This is a genomic window from Streptomyces sp. SID1328, assembly GCF_009865595.1.
GTDB classification, from domain to species: domain Bacteria; phylum Actinomycetota; class Actinomycetes; order Streptomycetales; family Streptomycetaceae; genus Streptomyces; species Streptomyces griseoluteus.
Map to the genome: position 1 here is coordinate 1 of NZ_WWKH01001093.1, position 20,872 is coordinate 20,872.

A 20,872-nucleotide genomic window follows, 5' to 3' on the forward strand; every position below is an offset into this window, starting at 1 on the left:
CAGAACCCGGCGGCCGTCCTTGGTGACGAGGGCGAACTCGTGGACCTGGCGGCCGGGGGCGCGCATCGCGGACCGCAGCCGCTCGCGCACCTCCGCGTCGTCGGCGCTGCGCACCGCCCAGCCGGCGAAACCGGGCCGGCCGACCGCCTCGGCGGCGCTCCAGCCGAGGATGCGCTCGGCCTCGCGGTTCCAGTGGGTGACGGTGCCGTCCGCGTCGAAGGCGCACAGGGCGGCGTCCATGCCGTCCAGCAGGGCGTTGAGCAGGTCGGCGCCGCCCGGTTCCTCCGGTCCCAGCTCGTCGGTGGTCCCACTGCGCCGGGAAGCACTCACCCTGGTCCCCCTTGCACGATCCGTCCGGCTGACGGCGTCGATGGTCATTCAACTCGACCGTGACCCAGCCCACACGCCGTTCCGCCAGATTGCGGCGGTGAAAATAACTTGAACCTCGGGTGCCCGCCTTTTTAGGCTGGCGGCACACGGAAGGGAGGTGGTTCGGCAGATGTATGGAAACCGGACGCGTGAGGTGGCTGCGGGCTAGCGGCCCGTCACCACACCGAGTGCGGTGCCGGACCAGTACGTGATCCAAGCGTGCGGCCGGCCCAATCCCAAGCAGTCACCCGACCCGCGAGTTCGCCGGCACGTCCGGCCGGCTCCCCCGCCCAAGGGCGGAGGAACCAGAACTCGCGGGTCGTTCCGTGTTCACGGGCCCCTGCGGTTCACGGGCCCGTGCGCTCCTAAGGGCTCAGCCGTTCGGTCGTCCAGGAGCCGTCCGGCAGGGCGGTGTACCGAAGCCGGTCGTGCAACCGGTTCTCCCGGCCCTGCCAGAACTCCACCGTCTCCGGCGCGACCCGGAACCCGCCCCAGTTCTCCGGCACCGGCACCTCCTCGCCCTCCGGGTACCGGGCGGCGAGTCCGGCGTAGGCGTCGTCCAGCACCTCGCGGGAGCCGATCACCGTGGACTGGGCGCTGGCCCAGGCACCGAGCTGCGAGCCGTGCGGGCGGCTGCGGAAGTAGGCGGCGCTCTCCTCGCGGCTGGTGCGCCGGGCGACCCCGCAGACGATCACCTGGCGGGCGATGGGGTGCCAGGGGAAGAGCAGCGAGATGTACGGGTCACCGGCGAGGTCGCGGGCCTTGCGGGAGCCGTAGTTGGTGTAGAAGACGAAGCCGTCGCCGTCGTAGCCCTTCATCAGCACCGTGCGGGAGCTGGGGCGGCCGGTGGGGTCGACGGTGGAGACGACCATCGCGTTGGGCTCGTAGAGCGTGCCGAGGACGGAGGCGCGGGCGGCGTCCCGGAACCAGTGGGCGAACTGGTCCATCGGGTGCGCGGCGAGTTCCTCCACGTCGAGACCGTGCGCCCGGTACTGCTCGCGCATGAACGCGGGGTCCACGGCCGGGTCGGGCTTCGGGGTGAGATCGCGGTCGGTCACGCGGTCATCCTGCCGCATCGCACGAACGTGGCACTGAGTGCCGCAGGGTCTCCCCAAGAGTGGCACTCAGGGCTATCGTGCTGTTCCCGCCCCTCGTTCCGGGTGACCCCCGCGCGTATGGGGCAGTACCGGTGATGACCGCCACCGACCCACACCCGAGGAGCCGCCTTATGTCCGCGTTCGTACCCGGACTAGAGGGAGTCGTCGCTTTCGAGACCGAGATCGCCGAGCCGGACAAGGAGGGCGGGTCGCTCCGCTACCGGGGCGTCGACATCGAGGACCTCGTCGGGCACGTCTCCTTCGGGAACGTGTGGGGGCTGCTGGTGGACGGCGCCTTCGCGCCGGGCCTGCCGGCGGCCGAGCCGTTCCCGATCCCCGTGCACTCCGGCGACATCCGGGTGGACGTGCAGTCCGCGCTCGCCATGCTGGCGCCGGTGTGGGGTCTCAAGCCGCTGCTGGACATCGACGCCGAGCAGGCCCGCGACGACCTCGCCCGCGCCGCCGTCATGGCGCTCTCCTACGTCGCCCAGTCCGCGCGCGGCCAGGGGCTGCCGATGGTGCCGCAGCGGGAGATCGACAAGGCCCGCACGGTCGTCGAGCGGTTCATGATCCGCTGGCGCGGCGAGCCCGACCCGAAGCATGTCGCGGCCGTCGACGCGTACTGGACCTCTGCCGCCGAGCACGGCATGAACGCGTCCACCTTCACCGCGCGGGTCATCGCCTCCACCGGGGCGGATGTCGCTGCCGCGCTGTCCGGGGCGGTGGGTGCGATGTCGGGGCCGCTGCACGGGGGTGCACCCTCGCGCGTGCTGGGGATGATCGAGGAGATCGAGCGCACCGGTGACGCCGTCGGGTACGTGAAGAAGGCGCTGGACCGGGGCGAGCGGCTCATGGGGTTCGGGCACCGGGTGTACCGGGCCGAGGACCCTCGGGCGCGGGTGCTGCGGCGGACGGCGCGTGAGCTGGGTGCTCCGCGGTTCGAGATCGCCGAGGCGCTGGAGAAGGCCGCACTGGAGGAATTGCACAACAGGCGGCCGGATCGCGTGCTGGCCACCAACGTGGAGTTCTGGGCGGCTATCATGCTCGACTTCGCCGAGGTTCCGGCGCACATGTTCACTTCGATGTTCACGTGCGCGCGTACTGCCGGTTGGTCGGCGCACATTCTTGAGCAGAAGCGGACGGGGCGGCTGGTGCGGCCTTCTGCGGAGTATGTGGGGCCCGGGACCCGGAAGCCTTCTGACATTTCCGGGTTCGAGAACATCGCCCACTGAGTGGGGTGGTTGGGGCGCGGAGGGCGGGGGACTCGCCGTCCCGGCTGGTCGCGCAGTTCCCCGCGCCCCTGAAAGCAACAACCGTCACGCGGGGGTCAGTAGATCGGCGTGGTGTCTTTCCGCCACCAAGGGGTGGGCTCGGAGCTTGCCCTTCAGCTCGTTGTAGCCGTATTCCGCGAAAAGCGGGTTGGACGGGTCCGTCGTGACCCCTGGGGCCTTTTCCGCGTGGGGGAAAGGCAGCGGGGCTATTTTCGCGTCCAGGCTCGGGTTGTAGAAAAAGGGGACCGAATAGCGTTCCGTGGCTGCGGGCGGGCTCACCACGCGGTGGTTGGTGGCCACCAGGTAGCCGTTGGTGGCCACTTCCAGGAGTTCGCCGAGGTTGACGACGAAGGCGCCGTCCAGGGGCGGGACGTCGTGGAAGTTGCCGTCGGCGCGCTGGACCTGGAGGCCGCCGACCGTGTCCTGGAGGAGCAGGGTGAGGAAGCCGTAGTCCTTGTGGGCGCCGACGCCCTGGTCGGTGCCGTCGCCCGCGCTGCCGGGGTAGCGGACCAGCTTGAGGTGCGGGTGGGCGTGGGCGCCGAAGACCGGGTCGTAGAAGCCGGCCGGGGCGCCGATGGCGGTGAGCAGTTCGCGCAGCAGGCGCTGGGCGACCGCGCTGAGCTTCTCGATCCAGGCGAGCGCGGCCGTGCGCAGCTCGGGCAGCGCGGCGGGCCACTGGTTGGGGCCCTGGAGCCACCAGTACGGCGGCTCCCCGGGGCCGGGTACGCGGGCCGGGCGCTCGGCGCCGATGTCGAGCTGGTCGCGCCAGTCGCGGGCGCCGGCGGTGCGCTCGTCTCCGGTGCGGGTGTAGCCCCTGAAGTGCGGGGAGTTGACGTTGTCCAGGGCGAGCCGGTCGGCCTCGGGCAGCGCGAAGAAGGCCCGCATGGCCGAGGTCAGGGCGTCGGTCTCGGCCTGCGTCACGCCGTGCCCGGTCAGCTGGAAGAAGCCCACGTCATGGGCGGCGCTGTGCAGTCGGGCGTGGAAGAGGGCCCGCTCCTCGGGACCGCGGTCGGCGGCCGAGAGGTCGATGATCGGGAGCTGGGCGTACGACGGGTCCGTCGCATGAGTCGTCATGGTGCGTCCGCGAGGTGTACGGGGCACGGGCAGCCGCGAGGGGTGTGGCGGCCCCCTGGTGCCGGACGAAGAGAAGAAGAAGACGAGAAGAGGGGGCTGGATCAGGCGGAGCGCCGACAGCCCATGCTCGTGACGCGCACGTAGTCCACGTGGCGGCGTCGGACGAGCATCGGAAGCATGGGCCCAGAGTACTGCGGGCCTTCGATTTCCCGTGTGACGCGGGTCACGTCCTGGGTTCGGCTCAGCCGAGGGCGCCGTCCAGCAGCGCCGCCCACTGGGTCACGACCCGCTCGCGGCGGGCGGTGTCGTCGGTGAGCAGGGTGGCGAGGCCGAGGCCGCGTGCCATGTCGAGCAGCCCCTGCACGCTCTCGCGCACACCCGGCCGGGACTCGTCGGCGCCGAGGAGTTCCACGGCTATCCGGTGGCTCTCCCGGCCGACGCGGGCCTCCAGCTCGGTCACCCGGCCGCGCAGCTGCTCCTCGTTCGCGGCGGCCACCCAGAGCTGGAGCGCGGCCCGGAAGAGCGGGCCGGTGTAGAGGCCGACCAGGGCGGAGACGACGGCCCCGCGGTCGCCGGGGCCGTCCGGGAACAGGTCGCGCAGGGCGGTGGAGCGCCGTTCCGCGACGTACTCGACGGCGGCCGTGAAGAGGTCCTCGCGGGTGGGGAAGTGGTGCTGGGCCGCGCCCCGCGAGACGCCCGCGCGCTCGGCGACGACCGAGACCGTGGAGCCCGCCCAGCCGTGTTCGGCGAGGCAGGCCACGGCGGCCTCCAGCAGCCGCAGCCGGGTGGCCCGGCTGCGGTCCTGCTTGGGTACGCGGTCGCGTTCCGCCGTACTCACACCACCCATGCCGCATCCCGTCTTTCCAGGAAGGCCGTCATCCCCTCCCGCGCCTCGGGGGCGGAGAACAGCCGGGCCGAGAGCGCGGTGAACCGGTCCGCGTCCCGGTCGAACGTCTCCAGCACCCTAGCCGTGAGCAGCTCCTTCGTCGCGGCCAGGGCCTCGGGCGAGGAGCGGCGCAGGCCGTCCAGGACCGGGTCGAGGGCCTCGTCCACGTCGTCGCCGGTGAGCGTGAGCAGGCCGAGCCGTACCGCCTCGGCGGGGCCGAAGCGCTCGCCGGTGAGGTAATAGCGGGCCAGCTCGCGCGGGTCGGCACGCGGCAGCAGCGGCAGGGAGATCACGGCCGGGGCGACCCCGATGCGGACCTCGGTGAAGGCGAAGGTGGCCCCGGCGGAGGAGGCCGCGATGTCACAGGCGCCGACCAGCCCGAGCCCGCCGGCGCGGACGTGTCCGGTGATCCGGGCGATCACCGGCTTGGGCAGCTCCACGAGCTGGCGCAGCAGCCCCACCAGGGCGTCCGGGTGGGGCGGTTCGCGCAGGTCGGCCCCGGCGCAGAAGGTGTTGCCGGTGTGGGTGAGCACGACGGCCCGGACACCGGGGTCCTTTCCGCAGTCGGCCAAAGCCCCGGCGAGTTCCGCCACCAGCGGTGCGGAGAGGGCGTTGCGGGTGTCCGGGGAGTCCAGGCTGAGCGTCTCCACGGCACGGCGGCGGGTGCGTCCGACGAGGGTCATGGGCGCAGCTCCCGGCGCAGGATCTTGCCGGAGGCGGCACGGGGCACCCCGTCGGTGAAGGTGACCCCGCGCACCCGCTTGTACGGCGCGACGCGCTCGCCCACGTACAGCATCACGTCGTTGGCGCTGAGGTCCGGCGCGGTGGGCCGGCGGACGACGAAGGCGTGCGGGGCCTCGTTGCCGTCCTCGTTGACGACGCCGGTCACGGCCGCGTCCGCGATGCCGGGGTGGGTGAGCAGCAGGGCCTCCAGTTCGGCCGGGGCCACCTGGAACCCCTTGTACTTGATGAGTTCCTTCACCCGGTCCACCACGAACAGCCAGCCTCCGTCGTCCACGTGGCCGACGTCGCCGGTGTGCAGCCAGCCGTCGGCGTCGATCGTCGCGGCGGTGGCGTCCGGGCGGCCCAGGTAGCCCTTCATGATCTGCGGGCCCCGGATCAGGATCTCGCCGCGCTCGCCGGGGCCGAGGTCCTTGCCGGGGTCGTCCAGGGAGACGATCCGCATCTCGGTGCCGGCGATGAGCCTGCCGACCGTGCCGGGCGGCGCGTCGCGCAGGTGGGCGAGCGGGACGACATGGGTGCCGGGCGACAGCTCCGTCATGCCGTACGCCTGGCCCAGCGGTGGCAGCCCGAGCCGGTCGGCGCAGGCCGCGGCGAGGGCGGCGTCCAGCGGGGCGGCGGCACTGAGGACGTACCGCAGCGAGGAGAGGTCGTACCGGCTGACCGAGGGCTGCTTGGCGAGGGCGAGCACGATCGGCGGGGCGACGTACAGGCCGGTGATGCGGTGGGTCTCGATGGCGGCGAGGAAGGTGTCCAGCTCGAAGCGGGGCAGCACGACCACGGTGGCACCCTTGCGCAGGGGCGCGTTCATCAGGGCGGTCAGGCCGTAGATGTGGAAGAACGGCAGCACCGCGAGGATGCGTTCATCGGGCTCCACCGTGACGGCGGGCTCCAGTTGGGCGAGGTTGGTGGCGATCTGCCGGTGGGTGAGCATCACGCCCTTGGGCGTGCCGGTGGTCCCGGAGGAGTACGGCAGTACGGCGATGTCCTCGGCCGGGTCGACCGTCACGTCCGGCTCGGGGGCGGTGGTGGCGAGCAGCTCGGTCAGCGAGCGGTGACCGGGCGCCTGGTCGCAGACGAAGATCTCCCGTATCCCGCCCGCGAGTTCGGCGGCCCGTCGGGCGCTCGGCAGCAGCGGGGAGACGGTGATCAGCCAGCGGGCGGAACTGTCCGCGAGCTGCTTGGCCAGCTCCTCGGGGGTGTGCAGCGGATGCGCGGTGGTGACGGTGGCGCCGGCGCGGGTGGCCGCGTAGAAGGCGAGCGGGAACGCGATGGTGTTGGGGCTGTGCAGGGCGAGTACGTCACCCTTGCGCACCCCGGCCTCCGCGAGCGCCGCGGCCAGTCTCCGGTGCAGGGCGTCGAGCTGGGCGTAGGTGATGGTGGTGCCGTCCACGCCGTCGATCAGGGCGGGCCGGTCTCCGTAGGCGGCGGCTCGGCCCAGGACGTAGTCGTGGATGGCCTCTTCGACCGGTGGGACTTCGGCGTACGGGCTGTGGAACACGGTTCCTCCGAACGTCGGTCGCTCTAATACGACTTGGGCAGGCCGAGGGTCTGGTGCGAGACGTAGTTGAGGATCATCTCCCGGCTCACCGGGGCGATCCGGGCCACCCGCGCGCCGATGATCAGCGAGGCGAGCCCGAACTCGCGGGTCAGACCGTTGCCGCCGAGGGTGTGCACGGCCTGGTCGACGGCCCGTACGCACGCCTCCCCCGCCGCGTACTTGGCCATGTTGGCCGCCTCGCCCGCGCCGATGTCGTCCCCGGCGTCGTAGAGAAGGGCCGCCTTCTGCATCATCAGCTTGGCCAGTTCCAGGTCGATGTGGGCCTGGGCGAGGGGGTGCGCGATCGCCTGGTGGGCGCCGATCGGGGTCTTCCAGACGGTGCGTTCACGGGCGTACTCCAGCGCCTTGGCGAGGGCGTACCGGCCCATGCCGATGGCGAACGCGGCCGTCATGATCCGCTCAGGGTTCAGCCCGGCGAAGAGCTGGAGCAGCCCGGCGTCCTCTCCCCCACTGCCGAAAGCGGAGGTGCCCCCACCCACCAGGGCGTCGGCGGGCAGCCGTACGTCGTCCAGGACCAGTTCCCACTGCTTCTCGGCAGCGCTCAGCTCCATGTCGATCGGGCTGCGGGAGAAGCCCTCGGCGTCGCGCGGGACGATGAAGAGGCACGGCTTGAGCTTGCCGGTGCGGGCGTCCTCGGTGCGGCCGACGATCAGGACGGCGTCGGCGTGCTCCACCCCCGAGATGAAGACCTTCCGGCCGGTGAGCAGCCAGTCGTCGCCGTCCCGGCGTGCGGTGGTGGTGATGCGGTGGGAGTTGGAGCCGGCGTCGGGCTCGGTGATGCCGAAGGCCATCAGCTTCGTGCCGTCGGCGAGTCCGGGGAGCCAGGTGCGCTTCTGGTCCTCGGTGCCGAAACGGGAGATCACTGTGCCGCAGATGGCCGGGGAGACGACCAGCATCAGGAGGGGGGCTCCCGAGGCGCCCAGCTCCTCCAGGACGATGGAGAGTTCGGCTATGCCGCCGCCTCCGCCGCCGTACTCCTCCGGGAGGCTGACGCCGAGGTAGCCCAGCTTGGCCGCCTCTTGCCAGAGCTCGGTGGGGTAGCGGCCCTCCGCTATGACTCGGGTGAGGTAGTCGCGGCCGTAGCGCTTTCCCAGGGCGGAGACTGCTTTGCGGAGGGCCTGGTGTTCTTCGGATTCGATGAGGGTGGGCACCTTGTACTCCTTCGCGTGCGGGTTGTTGTGACTGGTCGCGCTCAGGCGGCGGTAGCCGTACATGGATGCGGCCCCGCGCCCCTCAAGGCCGGACAGCTTCCACGACCGCCAGAAGGGCGCCCATCTCCACCTGGCGGCTTACTGCGGCTGGGAGGGCTGTGAGCGTGCCGTCCGTGGGGGCGGTGATCCGGTGTTCCATCTTCATCGCCTCCAGCCAGATCAGGGGCTGGCCCGCCTTGACCTCGGTGCCCTCGGTCAGGCCCTCCGCGATGCGGACGACCGTGCCGGGCATGGGGGCCAGGAGGGAGCCGGGGGCGTGTTCGGTGGTGGGGTCGGGGAAGCGGGACAGGGCGGTGAGGGCGGTGGCGTTCACGTGGACCTGGTCGCCGTAGCGGGCGATCTCGAACTTCCGCCGCACGCCGTCCACTTCGAGAATGACCAGGTGCGGGGCCGCCTGCACCACGCGGACGCCGTCCGCCGCCAGGCCGGTGCGGGTGTGGCGGTAGGCGACCTCGTGCTCCTCCCCCGCCCGCTCGAACCGCTTCACCTGCGGGCCCGAGGGGACGTTGCGCCAGCCGCCGAAGCGGGAGCGGCCGTGGGCGTCGGCGAGGGCCGCGGCGAGCGGGGCGTACGGGTCGGGGGCGGGCTCGGTGAGGGTGGTGAGGTGGCGGTCGTAGAAGCCGGTGTCCATGCGGGCTTCGGTGAACTCGGGGTGCCGCAGTGAGCGGACCAGCAGGTCGCGGTTGGTGACCGGGCCGTGCAGCGCGGTGCGCTCCAGGGCGCCGGCGAGCCTGCGGACCGCCTCGGTGCGGGTGGGGGCGTGCGCGACGACCTTGGCGAGCATCGGGTCGTAGTGCACGCCGATGGTGTCGCCGTCCGCGCAGCCGGTGTCCAGACGTACGCCGTCCGGCACGGTGAAGCGGTGCAGGGTGCCGGTCTGCGGGGCCCAGCCGCGCGCCGGGTCCTCGGCGTACAGCCGGGCCTCGACGGCGTGTCCGCGCGGGGCCGGCTGCTCGGCGGGGAGGGCGTGGCCCTCGGCGACGCGGATCTGCCCGGCGACCAGGTCGAGGCCGAACACCGCCTCGGTGACGGGGTGTTCGACCTGGAGTCGGGTGTTCATCTCCAGGAAGTGGGCGCGGCCGTCGGCCACCAGGAACTCCACGGTGCCCGCGCCCTCGTAGGACACGGCACGCGTCGCCCGCTCGGCGAGCGCGTACAACTGCTCGGTGAGCGCGGGCGGCAGACCTGGCGCCGGGGCCTCCTCGATGACCTTCTGGTGCCTGCGCTGGAGCGAGCAGTCGCGGGTGCCGAGCGTCCACACCGTGCCGTGGGTGTCGGCGAGGACCTGCACCTCGACATGGCGGCCGTTCTCCAGGTACGGCTCCACGAACACCTCGCCGTCCCCGAACGCGCTCGCCGCCTCCGCGCGGGCGTCCTCCAGCGCACCGGGCAACGCGGCGAGGTCGCGTACGACGCGCATGCCGCGTCCGCCGCCGCCCGCGGCCGCCTTCACCAGGACCGGCAGGTCGGCCGGGCTGACGTCGTGTGCGTCGAGCGGGGCGAGGCCCATCAGTTCCTTGGCACGGGTCTTGGACGCCATCGCCTCGATCGCCTCGGGCGGGGGCCCGATCCAGACGAGCCCGGCGTCCCGTACGGCGCGGGCGAAGTCGGCGTTCTCGGAGAGGAATCCGTAGCCGGGGTGCACGGCGTCCGCACCGGCCGCGAGGGCGGCCTTCACGATGAGGTCACCGCGCAGATACGTCTCCGCGGGCGCCGCACCCGGCAGCCGTACCGCTATGTCGGCCACACGTGTGTGCAGCGCACCCTCATCCGCGTCGGAGTGTATGGCGACCGTACGTATGCCGAGGTCGGCGCAGGTGCGGAAGATACGGCAGGCGATCTCGCCCCGGTTGGCGACGAGCAGGGTGGAAATCATGGGCCTCACATCCGGAAGACGCCGAAGCCGCCACGGGCGCCCTCGTAGGGAGCGGTGTGTATGGCGGACAGGCACATACCGAGGACGGTTCGGGTGTCGCGGGGGTCGATGACGCCGTCGTCGTAGAGCCGCCCGGACAGGAACATGGGCAGCGACTCCGACTCGATCTGCCCCACGACCATCGCGCGCAGGGCGGCGTCCCCCTCCTCGTCGTACGGCTGTCCCTTGGCCAGGGCCGACTGGCGGGCCACGATCGACAGCACGCCCGCGAGCTGCTGCGGGCCCATGACGGCCGACTTGGCGCTGGGCCAGGCGAAGAGGAAGCGGGGGTCGTAGGCGCGGCCGCACATGCCGTAGTGGCCGGCGCCGTAGGACGCGCCCATGAGGACGGAGAGGTGCGGCACCGTGGAGTTGCTGACCGCGTTGATCATCATCGAGCCGTGCTTCACGATGCCGCCCTGCTCGTACTCCTTGCCGACCATGTAGCCGGTGGTGTTGTGCAGGAACAGCAGCGGGATGTCGCGCTGGTTGGCGAGCTGGATGAACTGCGCCGCCTTCTGCGACTCCTCGCTGAACAGCACCCCGCGCGCGTTGGCCAGGATGCCGACGGGGTAGCCGTGCAGCTCGGCCCAGCCGGTGACCAGGCTCGTGCCGTACAGCGGCTTGAACTCGTCGAAGTCGGAGGCGTCGACCAGGCGGGCGATCACCTCGCGCGGGTCGAAGGGGGTGCGCAGGTCGCCGGGGACGATGCCGAGCAGTTCCTCAGGGTCGTACTTGGGCGGCTCGGCGAAGCCCGGATCGGCGTACGCCTTGCGGTGGTTGAGCCGCGCGACCACCCTGCGCGCCTGCCGGATCGCGTCCCGCTCGTCCACCGCGAAGTGGTCGGCGAGGCCGGAGGTACGGGCGTGCATCTCGGCTCCGCCCAGCGACTCGTCGTCGCTCTCCTCACCGGTCGCCATCTTCACCAGCGGCGGCCCCCCGAGGAACACCTTCGCGCGGTCCTTGACCATGATCACGTGGTCGGACATGCCGGGGATGTACGCGCCGCCCGCCGTGGAGTTGCCGAACACCACGGCCACGGTCGGGATGCCCTCGGCCGACAGCCGGGTCAGGTCCCGGAAGATCGCCCCGCCGGGGATGAAGATCTCCTTCTGCGAGGGCAGGTCGGCTCCGCCGGACTCGACCAGGCTGATGACGGGGAGGCGGTTGGCCCGCGCGATCTCGTTCGCCCGCAGGGCCTTCTTCAGGCTCCACGGGTTGCTCGCGCCACCGCGCACGGTCGCGTCATTGGCGGTGATCAGGCACTCGGTCCCTTCGACCACCCCGATGCCGGTGACCAGGGAGGCGCCGACGGTGTACTCGCTGCCCCAGGCGGCGAGGGTGGACAGCTCCAGGAACGGCGTGTCGGGGTCGAGCAGCAGCTCGATCCGCTCACGGGCGAGCAGCTTGCCCCGCCTGCGGTGCCGGGCCACGTATTTCTCGCCCCCACCCGCGAGCGCCTTGGCGTGCTCTGTCTCCAGGTCGGCGAGCTTGGCGAGCATGGTGTCGCGGTTGGCCTGGTGGTCGGGGGCGGTGGGGTCGAGGGTGGTGCGCAGGAGGGTCATGGGGTGCCTCCGGGGTGACGGGGGTCTCCGGTCTGGAGGGGCGGGGCGCCGGAGGGGCGCACGGTCCGGGGCGTCACAGGAGTTCCTCCGGGATGTCCAGGTGGCGGGAGCGGAGCCACTCGGCCAGGGCCTTGGCCTGGGGGTCGAAGCGGTGTCGGGCGGCCACGCCGGCGCCGAGGATGCCGGTGACGACGAAGTTCAGGGCGCGGAGGTGGGGCAGGACATGCCGGGTGACCGGGAGGTCGCGGGCCTCGGGGATCAGCTCCCGGAAGCGCTCGACGGTCAGCTCGTGCGCGAGCCAGCGCCAGCCGTCGGCGGAGCGGGCCCAGACGCCGACGTTGGCGTCCCCGCCCTTGTCCCCGCTACGGGCTCCGGCCACATGACCCAGAGGGGCGCGGCGGGTGCTGCCCACGTGGAGGGGCTCGGGCAGTGCGGGCTCGGGCACCTCGCTGAGCGGGAGCGTCTCCTGCGGCGCGCCCACATCGATACGGCGCCCATCGTGGAGGACGGCCACATGGTCAACGGCACCATGGGATACGGCCACATGGTCGAACACCCCGTAGGGCGAGCCTTTCCCCGGGGGCGCCAGCACATGGAAGCCGGGGTAACTGGCGAGCGCCAGCTCGATCGCGGCCCCGCTCAGCCCCCGCCCGACCACTTCGGCATCGGCGTCCCGTACGACGAGCCGGAGCAGCGCACTCGCCGTCTCCTCCGTGTCGGCGTCGGCCCGGTCGGTGCGGGCCAGCTCCCAACGCACCTCCTGGGGAGCCGCCTTGGCGAGCGCGACCTCCATCTGGTCGCGCACCAGCTCCGCCTTGGCCTCGATGCCGAGACCGGTGAGGACGAAGGCGACCTCGTTGCGGAAGCCGCCGAGCCGGTTGAGCCCGACCTTGAGCGTGGGCGGGGGCGCCTCACCGCGCACCCCCTCGATCCGCACCCGGTCCGGCCCGTCCTGGCGGAGCCGTACCGTGTCCAGCCGGGCGGTGACATCGGGCCCCGCGTACCGGGCACCCCCCGTCTCGTACAGCAACTGGGCCGTGACCGTACCGGTGTCGACGAACCCGCCGGTCCCCGGATGCTTGGTGACGACACTGCTGCCGTCGGCATGGATCTCGGCGAGCGGAAAGCCGGGACGGCGTACGTCACCGTCCTGGAAGAAGGCGTAGTTGCCGCCCGTGACCTGGGTCCCGCACTCCAGCAGATGCCCGGCGACGACGGCCCCGGCGAGCTGGTCGTGGTCGCCCGGCCCCCACCCGAAGTGCGCGGCGGCGGGCCCGGTGACGAGCGCGGCGTCGGTCACCCGCCCGGTGATCACCACGTCGGCCCCGGCCCGCAGACACTCCGCGATACCGAAGCCGCCGAGGTAGGCGTGGGCGGCGAGGGTGCCGGGGTACGCGGCGGTGAGGTCGTCACCCTCCACGTGCGCGACCCGTACGGGTATGCCGAGCCGCTCCGCCAACTCCCGGATCTTCCAGGCGAGTCCGGCCGGATTGAGCCCGCCCGCGTTGGTGACGATCCGTACCCCGCGCTCGTGGGCGAGCCCGAGGCAGTCTTCGAGCTGGCGTGCGAAGGTGCGGGCGTACCCGGCGCCGGGGTCCTTCAGCCGGTCGCGGCCGAGGATGAGCATGGTCAGCTCGGCGAGATAGTCGCCGGTGAGTACGTCGGCCTCGCCGCCGGTGAGCATCTCGCGCAGGGCGCTCGAGCGGTCGCCGTAGAAGCCGGAGAAGTTGCCGATGCGGAGGGGGGGCACCGTCACCGGGCGGGCTCCTCGGGCGCGGCGGGCCCCTCGGGCGTGGCCTCCTCGGGCGCGGCGGCCTCCTCGGGCGCGGCTTCCTTGGGGTCGCGCCCGGTGCCGGGCGGGCCCGCGAAGGCCTGGGCGATGTCCAGCCAGCGGTCGGCGTCCGGGCCGACGGCGGTCAGGGCGAGGTCGGCGCGGTGGGCGCGCTGGGTGACGAGCAGGCAGAGATCGACCGCGGAGCCGGTGACCCGTTGCGCGGCGTCCTCGGGACCATAGGTCCACAGCTCGCCCGAGGGGGCGCGGACCTCGACGCGGAACTCGTCCTCCGGCGCGGGCAGTCCTCGTACCGCGAAGGCGAAGTTCCGGGCCCGCACACCGATGCGGACCACATGCCGGAGCCGGTCGGTGGGTGCGCGCACCACACCCAGTGCGTCGGCCACGTCCTGGCCGTGGGCCCAGGTCTCCATGAGCCGGCCGGTGGCCATGGCGGCGGCCGACATGGGCGGCCCGAACCAGGGGAACCGGGTGTGCCGCGCGGCCGCCTCCCGCAGGGCGTGGTCCAGCTCCTGCCGGCCGTTCCACCAGCGAGTGAGCAGTTCGGCGGGGCCGAGCCGGACGCCTTCCTCGGCGCCGTCGTCCACGAAGGTGCCGGGCGACGTGAGCGCCTGTTCGGCGAACTTCTGGAAGGCCGCCTGGTCGCTCATGGCGAGCAGGGCGGCTCGGTCGGTCCAGTGCAGATGGGCGATCTGGTGGGCGATGCTCCAGCGCGGAGCGGGCGTCGCGCGTGCCCACTCGCTCTCGGTCAACTCGGCCACAAGCAGGTCGAGTTCCCGGCTTTCCTCACGCAGGTCGTCGAAGACGGGCGTCGGATCGGACATGGGCAGGAGCATGGCAGCGGGGGCAGAAACAATCAAGCGTGCTTGCATTAATTCAAGGGGGGTGAGGTGCCGGAAAACAGGTGCGCCCGGATCGTCTCCTCCGGCTAGGTTCACCGGATGCGCGCATTCACGGACCCCTCGGAGCTGCGACGACTGGTGCGGGACGGGCTGGGGCCGGGGTGCCGGGTCACGGCTGTGGAACGGCTGCGCGGTGGCTCGAAGAAGGGGGTGTACCGGTTGGCCCTAACCGGGGTGGGCGCCCCGCCGACCGTGATCGCCTACAGCTGGGCCGCACAGGAGAACTACTGGCCGAGTGTGGCGACACCCCACGCCTGCGGCCTGGCGCCGTTCCTGTCCGCGCACCACACCCTTCAGGCGGCCGGTGTGCGCACCCCACACGTCCTGTACGCGTCCGAGCCCGACGACCTGGCCCTGGTGGAGGACATCCCCGGCGACACCCTGGAGGCGACCTTCACCACGGACCCCGCCCGAGCGGCGAAGGCCCTGAGCGAGCTGGCCGTGGGCCTGGACCACATGGCCGCGCACACCTCTCCGGCGGACCACATCAGCGAGGACGTGACCCTGACCCGAGCCCTCGACGACCTCACCGAGGCAGCAACCCGCGACCCGCGCATCAACGCGGCGACCCAGGCCCTGGCCAGCCGCCTGCACGACCTGCACGCGGCGCTGACCCCTCGCCCCACCTACTCCCTGGTCCACGGTGAACTGGGCCCCGACCACATCCTCCTCACCCCCGACGCCCACCCCGTCCTGATCGACATCGAGTCCCTCACCCACTCCGACCCCGAACAGGAACACGCCTACCTGCGCCTGCGCTTCGGTCCCCACTACGCCCCCCTCTCCCGCCCCCTGGACCCCGCCCGCCTGTCCCTGTACACCCTCGCCCTCCACCTCTCCCTGGTCGCGGGCCCCCTCCGCCTGCTGGACGGCGACTTTCCCCACCGCGACGCCATGCGGGGAATCGCGGAACACAACACGCGGGAGGCGCTACGGCTGGTGGGGCCGGTGACCTGAGCCGGCGATCAGCCGCGGAGGCAGGCACTCCGGGCGACAGGGGCGTGCTCCGGGGCGGACGGGAGTCGGCAACAGCCCCACGTCACCGAGCACTCCCGACACCCTCGCTCCCCTGAACGGAGTACCTACGCCTCCGGCGCCGGCGGTGCCACTCGCCGCGTCTGGGTACGCACCGCGCCGATGCTCGCCGCGATGACCAGCGCGATGGCCGCGGCCTGGGTCAGGGAGAGGGTCTGGTGGAGGACGAAGAAACCCGCGGTGGCCGCCACGGCCGGTTCCAGGCTCATCAGGATGGCGAAGGTCGGGGCGGGGAGGCGGCGGAGGGCGAGCAGTTCCAGGGTGTACGGGAGGACCGAGGAGAGCAGGGCCACTGCCGAACCCAGGGCGATGGTGGTGGGGTTCAGCAGCCGGGCGCCCGCGTCGACGATGCCCAGCGGGAGGAACACCAGCGCGGCCACCCCCATCGCGAGGGCCAGTCCGTCGGCCTGGGGGAAGCGGCGCCCCGTACGGGCGCTGAAGATGATGTACGCCGCCCACATGACGCCGGCCGACAGGGCGAAGCCGACGCCCAGCGGGTCGAGTCCGCTGAAGCCTCCGCCGCCCAGCAGGAAGACGCCCGCCAGGGCGAGGGCCGCCCATACGGCGTTGACCGCGCGGCGGGAGGCGAAGACGGACAGGGCGAGCGGTCCGAGGACTTCCAGGGTGACCGCGAGGCCGAGGGGGATACGGGCGACCGCCTGGTAGAAGAGTCCGTTCATCCCGGCCATGGTGAGACCGAAGACGATCACCGTCCCCCAGTCGGTACGGGAGTGCCCCCGCAGCCGGGGCCGGCACACCACCAGCAGCACGACGGCCGCCGCCACCAGACGCAGCGTCACCACACCGAGCGCGCCCGCACGAGGCATCAGCGTCACCGCGAGCGCCCCGCCGAACTGGACCGATATCCCGCCCGCCAGCACCAGCCCGACGGGCCCCAGCGAGCCGAACCGGCCAGGGGAGTGCGGGGCGGTGGGGGTCTTGGCCGGAGTGGAGGTACGGACGGTGGTCACAGGCTGTCCTGGGGAGCGGCGGGAGTGGGCTTCATACGTACACCTCGATGTACTTCCCGGTCCACGGTAATGGACCTCCGTCAGGTGTGTGAACCCTTATGCCACTGTACGCAGGCGGTGTCTTGGATGCTGAGATCAAGAACCGGCGGGCCGGTGCCTCAGCGGCGGGCCATGTACAGGTCGAACGCCTTGTGCAGCATCTTGTTCAGCGGGAAGTCCCACTCCCCCACGTACTCCGCCGCCTCGCCGCCCGCGCCGACCTTGAAGCGGAGCAGGCCGAGCAGGTGGTTGGACTCCTCCAGGGTGTCGGTGATGCCCCGGAAGTCGTAGACGTGCGCGCCCAGCTCATGGGCGTCGGACATCATCCGCCACTGCATGGCGTTGTTGGGCTGGACCTCCCGCTTGCGGGCGGTGGAGGCGCCGTACGAGTACCAGACGTGGCTGCCCACGATGAGCATCGTCGCCGCCGCCAGCACCTCCCCGTCGTGGTGGGCGAGGTACAGCCGCATGCGGTCGGGGTCCTCGTTGGCGAGCGCGGTCCACATCCGCTGGAAGTAGGCCAGCGGACGCGGGATGAAACGGTCGCGCTCGGCCGTCTCCCGGTACAGCTCGTAGAACACCGGCAGGTCGTCCGCGCCGCCGCGCACCACCTTCACGCCCGCCTTCTCGGCCTTCTTGATGTTGCGCCGCCACTGCTGGTTGAGCCCGCCGTGGATCTCCTCCAGCGACCGCCCGGCAAACGGCACCTGGCACACGTACCGGGGCTGCCCCGCCGCGAAGCCCTCCTCCGCGTCCGGTTCGCTCTGCCGCCATCCCATATCGCGCAGCCGGTCGGCGAGGGCCTGGGCGCGCGGGTCCTGCCAGGTCGGCTCGGCGTCCCGGAGCCGGTGTGCGGCCGGGTCGGCGATGGCGGCCTTGACCGCCTCCGGACTCCAGCGCCGGGCCACCACCGGCGGCCCCATCTTCACCGAGAACGCCCCCCGCGCCTTGAGGTGCGCCAGCATCGGCTCCAGCCAGCGTTCCAAGCCGTCGGCGTGCCAGTCGATCACCGGCCCCTCCGGCAGATACGCCAGATACCGCTTCACCTTGGGCAACGGCCGCAGCAGCACCAGCCCCGCCCCCACGATCCGCCCTTCCTCGTCGAACCACCCCAGGCTCTCCGCCCGCCAGTCGGGCTTCACCTCCCCCCACGACGGCACCTGCATATGACTGACCGAGGACCGCGAACCCACAAAGGCCAGGTGCTCGGCCCGGCTGACGGGGCGCAGGGTGAGGGTCATACGGAGGACTCCTTCGCGCAGGCAGATCCGGTCACCCTACGATCCCCACCGCCCGTCTTCGGGGCCGAACCACCGCCGACGTCCCGTATCCGCCACCCCTGCACGCAGCCCCCGCACCCAGGGCGCACCGCGGGCCGCCCCCCCTACTCCTCGCTCACTCCCGCCCCTCCCTCTCCAACGCCTCCGCCAGTACCTCTGCCAGATGCCGGGCCCGTATCCCCGTCAGTTGCTCGATCTGGGTCCGGCAGGAGTAGCCGTCCGCCAGAACCGCCGCGTTCCCGGGGGCGGAGCGGAGGGCGGGGAGGAGCTGGTCCTCTGCGCAGGTGCGGGAGATGTCGAAGTGGTTCCTTTCGAAGCCGAAGTTGCCGGCCAGGCCGCAGCAGCCGCCGGTCAGTGGGCCGGTGAGGCCGGCGGAGGTGCGGAGGTCCCGGTCGGCGGTGTCACCGAGGACGGCGTGTTGGTGGCAGTGGGTCTGGCCGGTGACGGGTCGGTCGAGGGCGGGTGGGGTCCAGTGGGGGGCGTGTTGGCGGAGGGTTTCCGCGAAGGTGCGGACGGCGGCGGCCAGGCGGGGTGCGCGGGGGTCGCCGGGCAGGAGTTCGGGGAGGTCGGCGCGGAGGGCCGCCGCGCAGCTCGGTTCCAGGACGACGACCGGGGCCCCGGCCTCAAGCACCGGTTCCATCAGGTCCAGCGTGCGGCGCAGCACCGTGCGGGCCCGCTCCAGGCGGCCGGTGGAGATGTAGGTGAGCCCGCAGCAGACCTGCGCGCGGCGTGCCCCGAGCAGCGCGGTCGGCGTGCGCGAGGTGCCGTCTCCCACCGGGCGCCTGCCGGGCAGCAGGGTCGGCGGCAGCGCCACCCGCAGCCCGGCCGACTCCAGCACCCGGACGGCGGCCCGCCCGACGGACGGGGACAGATGCTCGGTGAAGGTGTCCGGCCACAGCACGACCAGTTGTCCCGAGCCGCCGGTTTCCGGCGCCGGGGGCCGCGCCCGCCACCACCGGCTGAACGTCCCCGCCGACAGCCGGGGGATGTCCCGCTCCGGCGCGATCCCGCCCACCCGTTTCCCCAGCCGGGCCAACGGCCCCGCCGCGGAGAGCCGGTTGAGCAGCGGTGCCGCCCGCACACGCGCCACCCACCGCAGCCACGCCGGCAGCGAGCCCAGGCTGTAGTGGGCGGCCGGGCGCAGCCGGCCGGCGTAGTGGTGGTGCAGGAACTCCGCCTTGTAGGTGGCCATGTCGACGCCGACCGGGCAGTCCGAGCGGCAGCCCTTGCAGGACAGACAGAGGTCGAGGGCGTCCCGCACCTCGGCCGAACGCCAGCCGTCGGTGATGACCTCACCGGCGAGCATCTCGTGCAGCAGCCGCGCCCGCCCCCGCGTGGAGTGCTCCTCTTCCCCGGTCGCCCGGAACGACGGGCACATCACCGCGGACCCGCCCACCGACTCCGTACGGCACTTGGCGACCCCGACGCACCGGCGGACGGCCGCGCGGAAGTCTCCCTCGTCGTGCGGGTAGCCGAAGGCGACGTCCACCGGGCGGCGGGGCAGCACCGCGAAGCGGAGGTCGTCGTCCAGCCGGGCCGGGCGGACCAGCATGCCGGGGTTGAGCAGGCCGTCGGGGTCCCACACCGCCTTGGCCCGCTCGAACAGCGCCACCATTTCCGCGCCGTACATGCGCGGCAGCAGTTCCGCGCGGGCCTGCCCGTCGCCGTGCTCCCCGGACAGGGAACCGCCGTGGGAGACCACCAGGTCGGCCTGTTCCTCGGAGAAGCGGCGGAACCGGCCCACCCCGGCCTCGGTGAGCAGGTCGAAGTCGATCCGGACGTGGACGCAGCCCTCCCCGAAGTGGCCGTAGGGAGCGCCGCGCAGGCCGTGGGCGGTGAGCAGGGCGCGGAAGTCGCGCAGGTAGGCGCCGAGCCGGGCGGGCGGTACCGCGCAGTCCTCCCAGCCGGGCCACGCCTCCGTGCCGTCCGGCATCCGGGTCGCCGTACCGCTCGCGTCCTCGCGCAGCCGCCACAGGCCCCGCTGGGCGACGGGGTCGGTCACCACCAGCGCGTCCACCGCGTCGGCCGCGCTCACGACCGCCTCCGCGCGGGCCCGCGCCTCCGCCTCCGAGGCGCCGCCCGTCTCCACGAACAGCCACGCGCCGCCCTTGGGGAGCCCGATCGGCGCCCGGATCAGGTCGGCCGCCATGCCCTCCACGGTCAGCGGGCCGTACGGCAGCAGACCGGAGGCGGCGTCGGCGGCGGCGCTCTCGTCGGCGTACCCCAGCACCGCCAGGACGTGGACCGCCGGCGCCTCCACCAGGTCCAGCACCGCTTCCGTGAGGACGCCGAGGGTGCCCTCGGAACCGCAGAAGGAGCGGGCCACGTCGGCGCCGTGCTCGTGGAGCAGGGCGTCCAGGGCGTACCCGGAGATACGGCGGGGCAGCTCGGGGAAGCCGGTGCGCAGCCGGGCCAGCTCCCCCTCCGCCAGCGTCCGCAGACCCTCCGGTGCGCCGGACCAGCCCCGGCCCGGCAGCAGCCGTTCGCCGCGCGCGGTGAGTACGGACAGCTCGCGCACGCTGTCGGCGGTGGTGCCCCAGGCCACGGAGTGGGCGCCGCAGGAGTTGTTGCCGATCATGCCGCCGAGCGTGCAGCGGCCGTGCGTGGACGGGTCGGGGCCGAAGCGGAGGCCGTGCGGGGCGGCCGCCGCCTGCAGCCGGTCCAGCACCAGGCCCGGCTGGACCCTGGCCGTACGTCCGTCCGGGTCGAGCTCCAGCAGGCCGTTCATGTGCCGGGTGAAGTCGAGCACCACCCCCGTACCCGTCGCCTGCCCGGCGATGGACGTACCCCCGCCCCGCGCGACCACCGGTGTCCCGCGCGCCCGGCACACCTCCAGCACGGCCGCCACGTCCTCGGCGTCCCGGGGGGCCACCACGCCCAGGGGGACCCGCCGGTAGTTGGACGCGTCCATCGTCGTCAACGCCCGCGCCGTCGCGTCGAAGCGGACCTCGCCCCGCACGACCCGCCGCAGCTCCGGAGCCAGCCCGCCGTCGTCCTCGATCCCCATGGCCATTTCCCCTCCGTCCGACCCCGTCGATCGGTCATGGCTCCAGCATGCATCCGATCACGCAACGTCATCAGAAGTTGTCCACAGGCACCCTCCGCTCCTCAGATCGTCGTACAACCGCACAAGTCCACGACCCGGAGGAGTCGTCTCATCCGA

16 protein-coding genes are annotated in these 20,872 nt (G+C 72.6%); 2 read left to right on the forward strand and 14 right to left on the reverse strand.

The features are described 5' to 3' along the window. Both GT030_RS35205 and pdxH read right to left on the reverse strand, forming a co-directional pair. A partial coding sequence (locus GT030_RS35205; RefSeq protein WP_161202032.1) for a PAS domain-containing protein occupies window positions 1–330 on the reverse strand: 330 nt, incomplete at its 3' end. A gap of 404 nt (window positions 331–734) precedes the next feature. Further along, window positions 735–1,445, reverse strand: a complete 711-nt coding sequence (gene pdxH / locus GT030_RS35210; RefSeq protein ID WP_202460249.1) for a pyridoxamine 5'-phosphate oxidase — start codon at window positions 1,443–1,445, stop codon at window positions 735–737. A 152-nt stretch (window positions 1,446–1,597) separates the two neighbouring features. Between pdxH and GT030_RS35215 the strand changes: the two genes are divergently transcribed. Continuing rightward, window positions 1,598–2,698: a citrate synthase 2 gene (locus tag GT030_RS35215; RefSeq protein ID WP_202460250.1), complete on the forward strand. Its 1,101-nt coding sequence runs from the start codon at window positions 1,598–1,600 to the stop codon at window positions 2,696–2,698. Window positions 2,699–2,782: 84 nt separating this feature from the next. Here the strand turns inward: GT030_RS35215 and GT030_RS35220 are convergent, their stop codons facing one another. The 9 genes from GT030_RS35220 to GT030_RS35260 all read right to left on the reverse strand — a co-directional run bounded on the left by GT030_RS35220 (window position 2,783) and on the right by GT030_RS35260 (window position 14,306). After that, the gene (locus tag GT030_RS35220; protein ID WP_161202035.1) at window positions 2,783–3,811 is read right to left on the reverse strand and encodes an isopenicillin N synthase family oxygenase; all 1,029 of its coding nucleotides are present in this window, start codon (window positions 3,809–3,811) and stop codon (window positions 2,783–2,785) included. Window positions 3,812–4,052: 241 nt separating this feature from the next. Beyond that, window positions 4,053–4,658 carry a TetR/AcrR family transcriptional regulator gene (locus GT030_RS35225; protein WP_161202036.1) on the reverse strand — a complete coding sequence of 202 codons (606 nt, stop codon included), beginning with the start codon at window positions 4,656–4,658 and terminating at the stop codon, window positions 4,053–4,055. Beyond that, entirely contained in the window at window positions 4,646–5,380 is a 735-nt protein-coding gene (locus GT030_RS35230) for an enoyl-CoA hydratase family protein (RefSeq protein ID WP_161202037.1), read from the reverse strand. Before GT030_RS35230 ends, GT030_RS35225 begins: the two co-directional genes overlap by 13 nt. Then, window positions 5,377–6,939 (reverse strand): 4-coumarate--CoA ligase family protein, encoded by a 1,563-nt coding sequence (locus GT030_RS35235; protein ID WP_161202038.1) that lies wholly within the window; start codon window positions 6,937–6,939, stop codon window positions 5,377–5,379. Before GT030_RS35235 ends, GT030_RS35230 begins: the two co-directional genes overlap by 4 nt. Window positions 6,940–6,962: 23 nt before the next feature. Then, window positions 6,963–8,150: an acyl-CoA dehydrogenase family protein gene (locus tag GT030_RS35240; protein ID WP_161202045.1), complete on the reverse strand. Its 1,188-nt coding sequence runs from the start codon at window positions 8,148–8,150 to the stop codon at window positions 6,963–6,965. Window positions 8,151–8,232: 82 nt separating this feature from the next. Further along, window positions 8,233–10,086, reverse strand: a complete 1,854-nt coding sequence (locus tag GT030_RS35245; RefSeq protein WP_161202039.1) for a biotin carboxylase N-terminal domain-containing protein — start codon at window positions 10,084–10,086, stop codon at window positions 8,233–8,235. A 5-nt stretch (window positions 10,087–10,091) separates the two neighbouring features. Further along, window positions 10,092–11,690 carry a carboxyl transferase domain-containing protein gene (locus tag GT030_RS35250; protein WP_161202040.1) on the reverse strand — a complete coding sequence of 533 codons (1,599 nt, stop codon included), beginning with the start codon at window positions 11,688–11,690 and terminating at the stop codon, window positions 10,092–10,094. A 73-nt stretch (window positions 11,691–11,763) separates the two neighbouring features. Further along, complete coding sequence (locus tag GT030_RS35255; RefSeq protein WP_161202046.1) at window positions 11,764–13,440, reverse strand: acyclic terpene utilization AtuA family protein; 1,677 nt, start codon at window positions 13,438–13,440, stop codon at window positions 11,764–11,766. Between the two features lie 2 nt (window positions 13,441–13,442). Next, the gene (locus tag GT030_RS35260; RefSeq protein ID WP_161202041.1) at window positions 13,443–14,306 is read right to left on the reverse strand and encodes a TIGR03084 family metal-binding protein; all 864 of its coding nucleotides are present in this window, start codon (window positions 14,304–14,306) and stop codon (window positions 13,443–13,445) included. Between the two features lie 117 nt (window positions 14,307–14,423). On the opposite strand from GT030_RS35260, the gene GT030_RS35265 reads away from it, so the two are divergent. Then, a complete protein-coding gene (locus GT030_RS35265) occupies window positions 14,424–15,341 on the forward strand; it encodes a phosphotransferase (protein ID WP_161202042.1) in 918 nt (305 codons plus the stop codon). 125 nt (window positions 15,342–15,466) lie between these two features. Here the strand turns inward: GT030_RS35265 and GT030_RS35270 are convergent, their stop codons facing one another. The 3 genes from GT030_RS35270 to GT030_RS35280 all read right to left on the reverse strand — a co-directional run bounded on the left by GT030_RS35270 (window position 15,467) and on the right by GT030_RS35280 (window position 20,716). Continuing rightward, entirely contained in the window at window positions 15,467–16,390 is a 924-nt protein-coding gene (locus GT030_RS35270) for an EamA family transporter (RefSeq protein WP_161202043.1), read from the reverse strand. A 158-nt stretch (window positions 16,391–16,548) separates the two neighbouring features. After that, window positions 16,549–17,670: a peptidoglycan bridge formation glycyltransferase FemA/FemB family protein gene (locus tag GT030_RS35275; RefSeq protein WP_161202044.1), complete on the reverse strand. Its 1,122-nt coding sequence runs from the start codon at window positions 17,668–17,670 to the stop codon at window positions 16,549–16,551. A 154-nt stretch (window positions 17,671–17,824) separates the two neighbouring features. Next, the gene (locus GT030_RS35280; RefSeq protein WP_161204551.1) at window positions 17,825–20,716 is read right to left on the reverse strand and encodes an FAD-binding and (Fe-S)-binding domain-containing protein; all 2,892 of its coding nucleotides are present in this window, start codon (window positions 20,714–20,716) and stop codon (window positions 17,825–17,827) included. Between the last annotated feature and the right edge of the window lie 156 nt (window positions 20,717–20,872).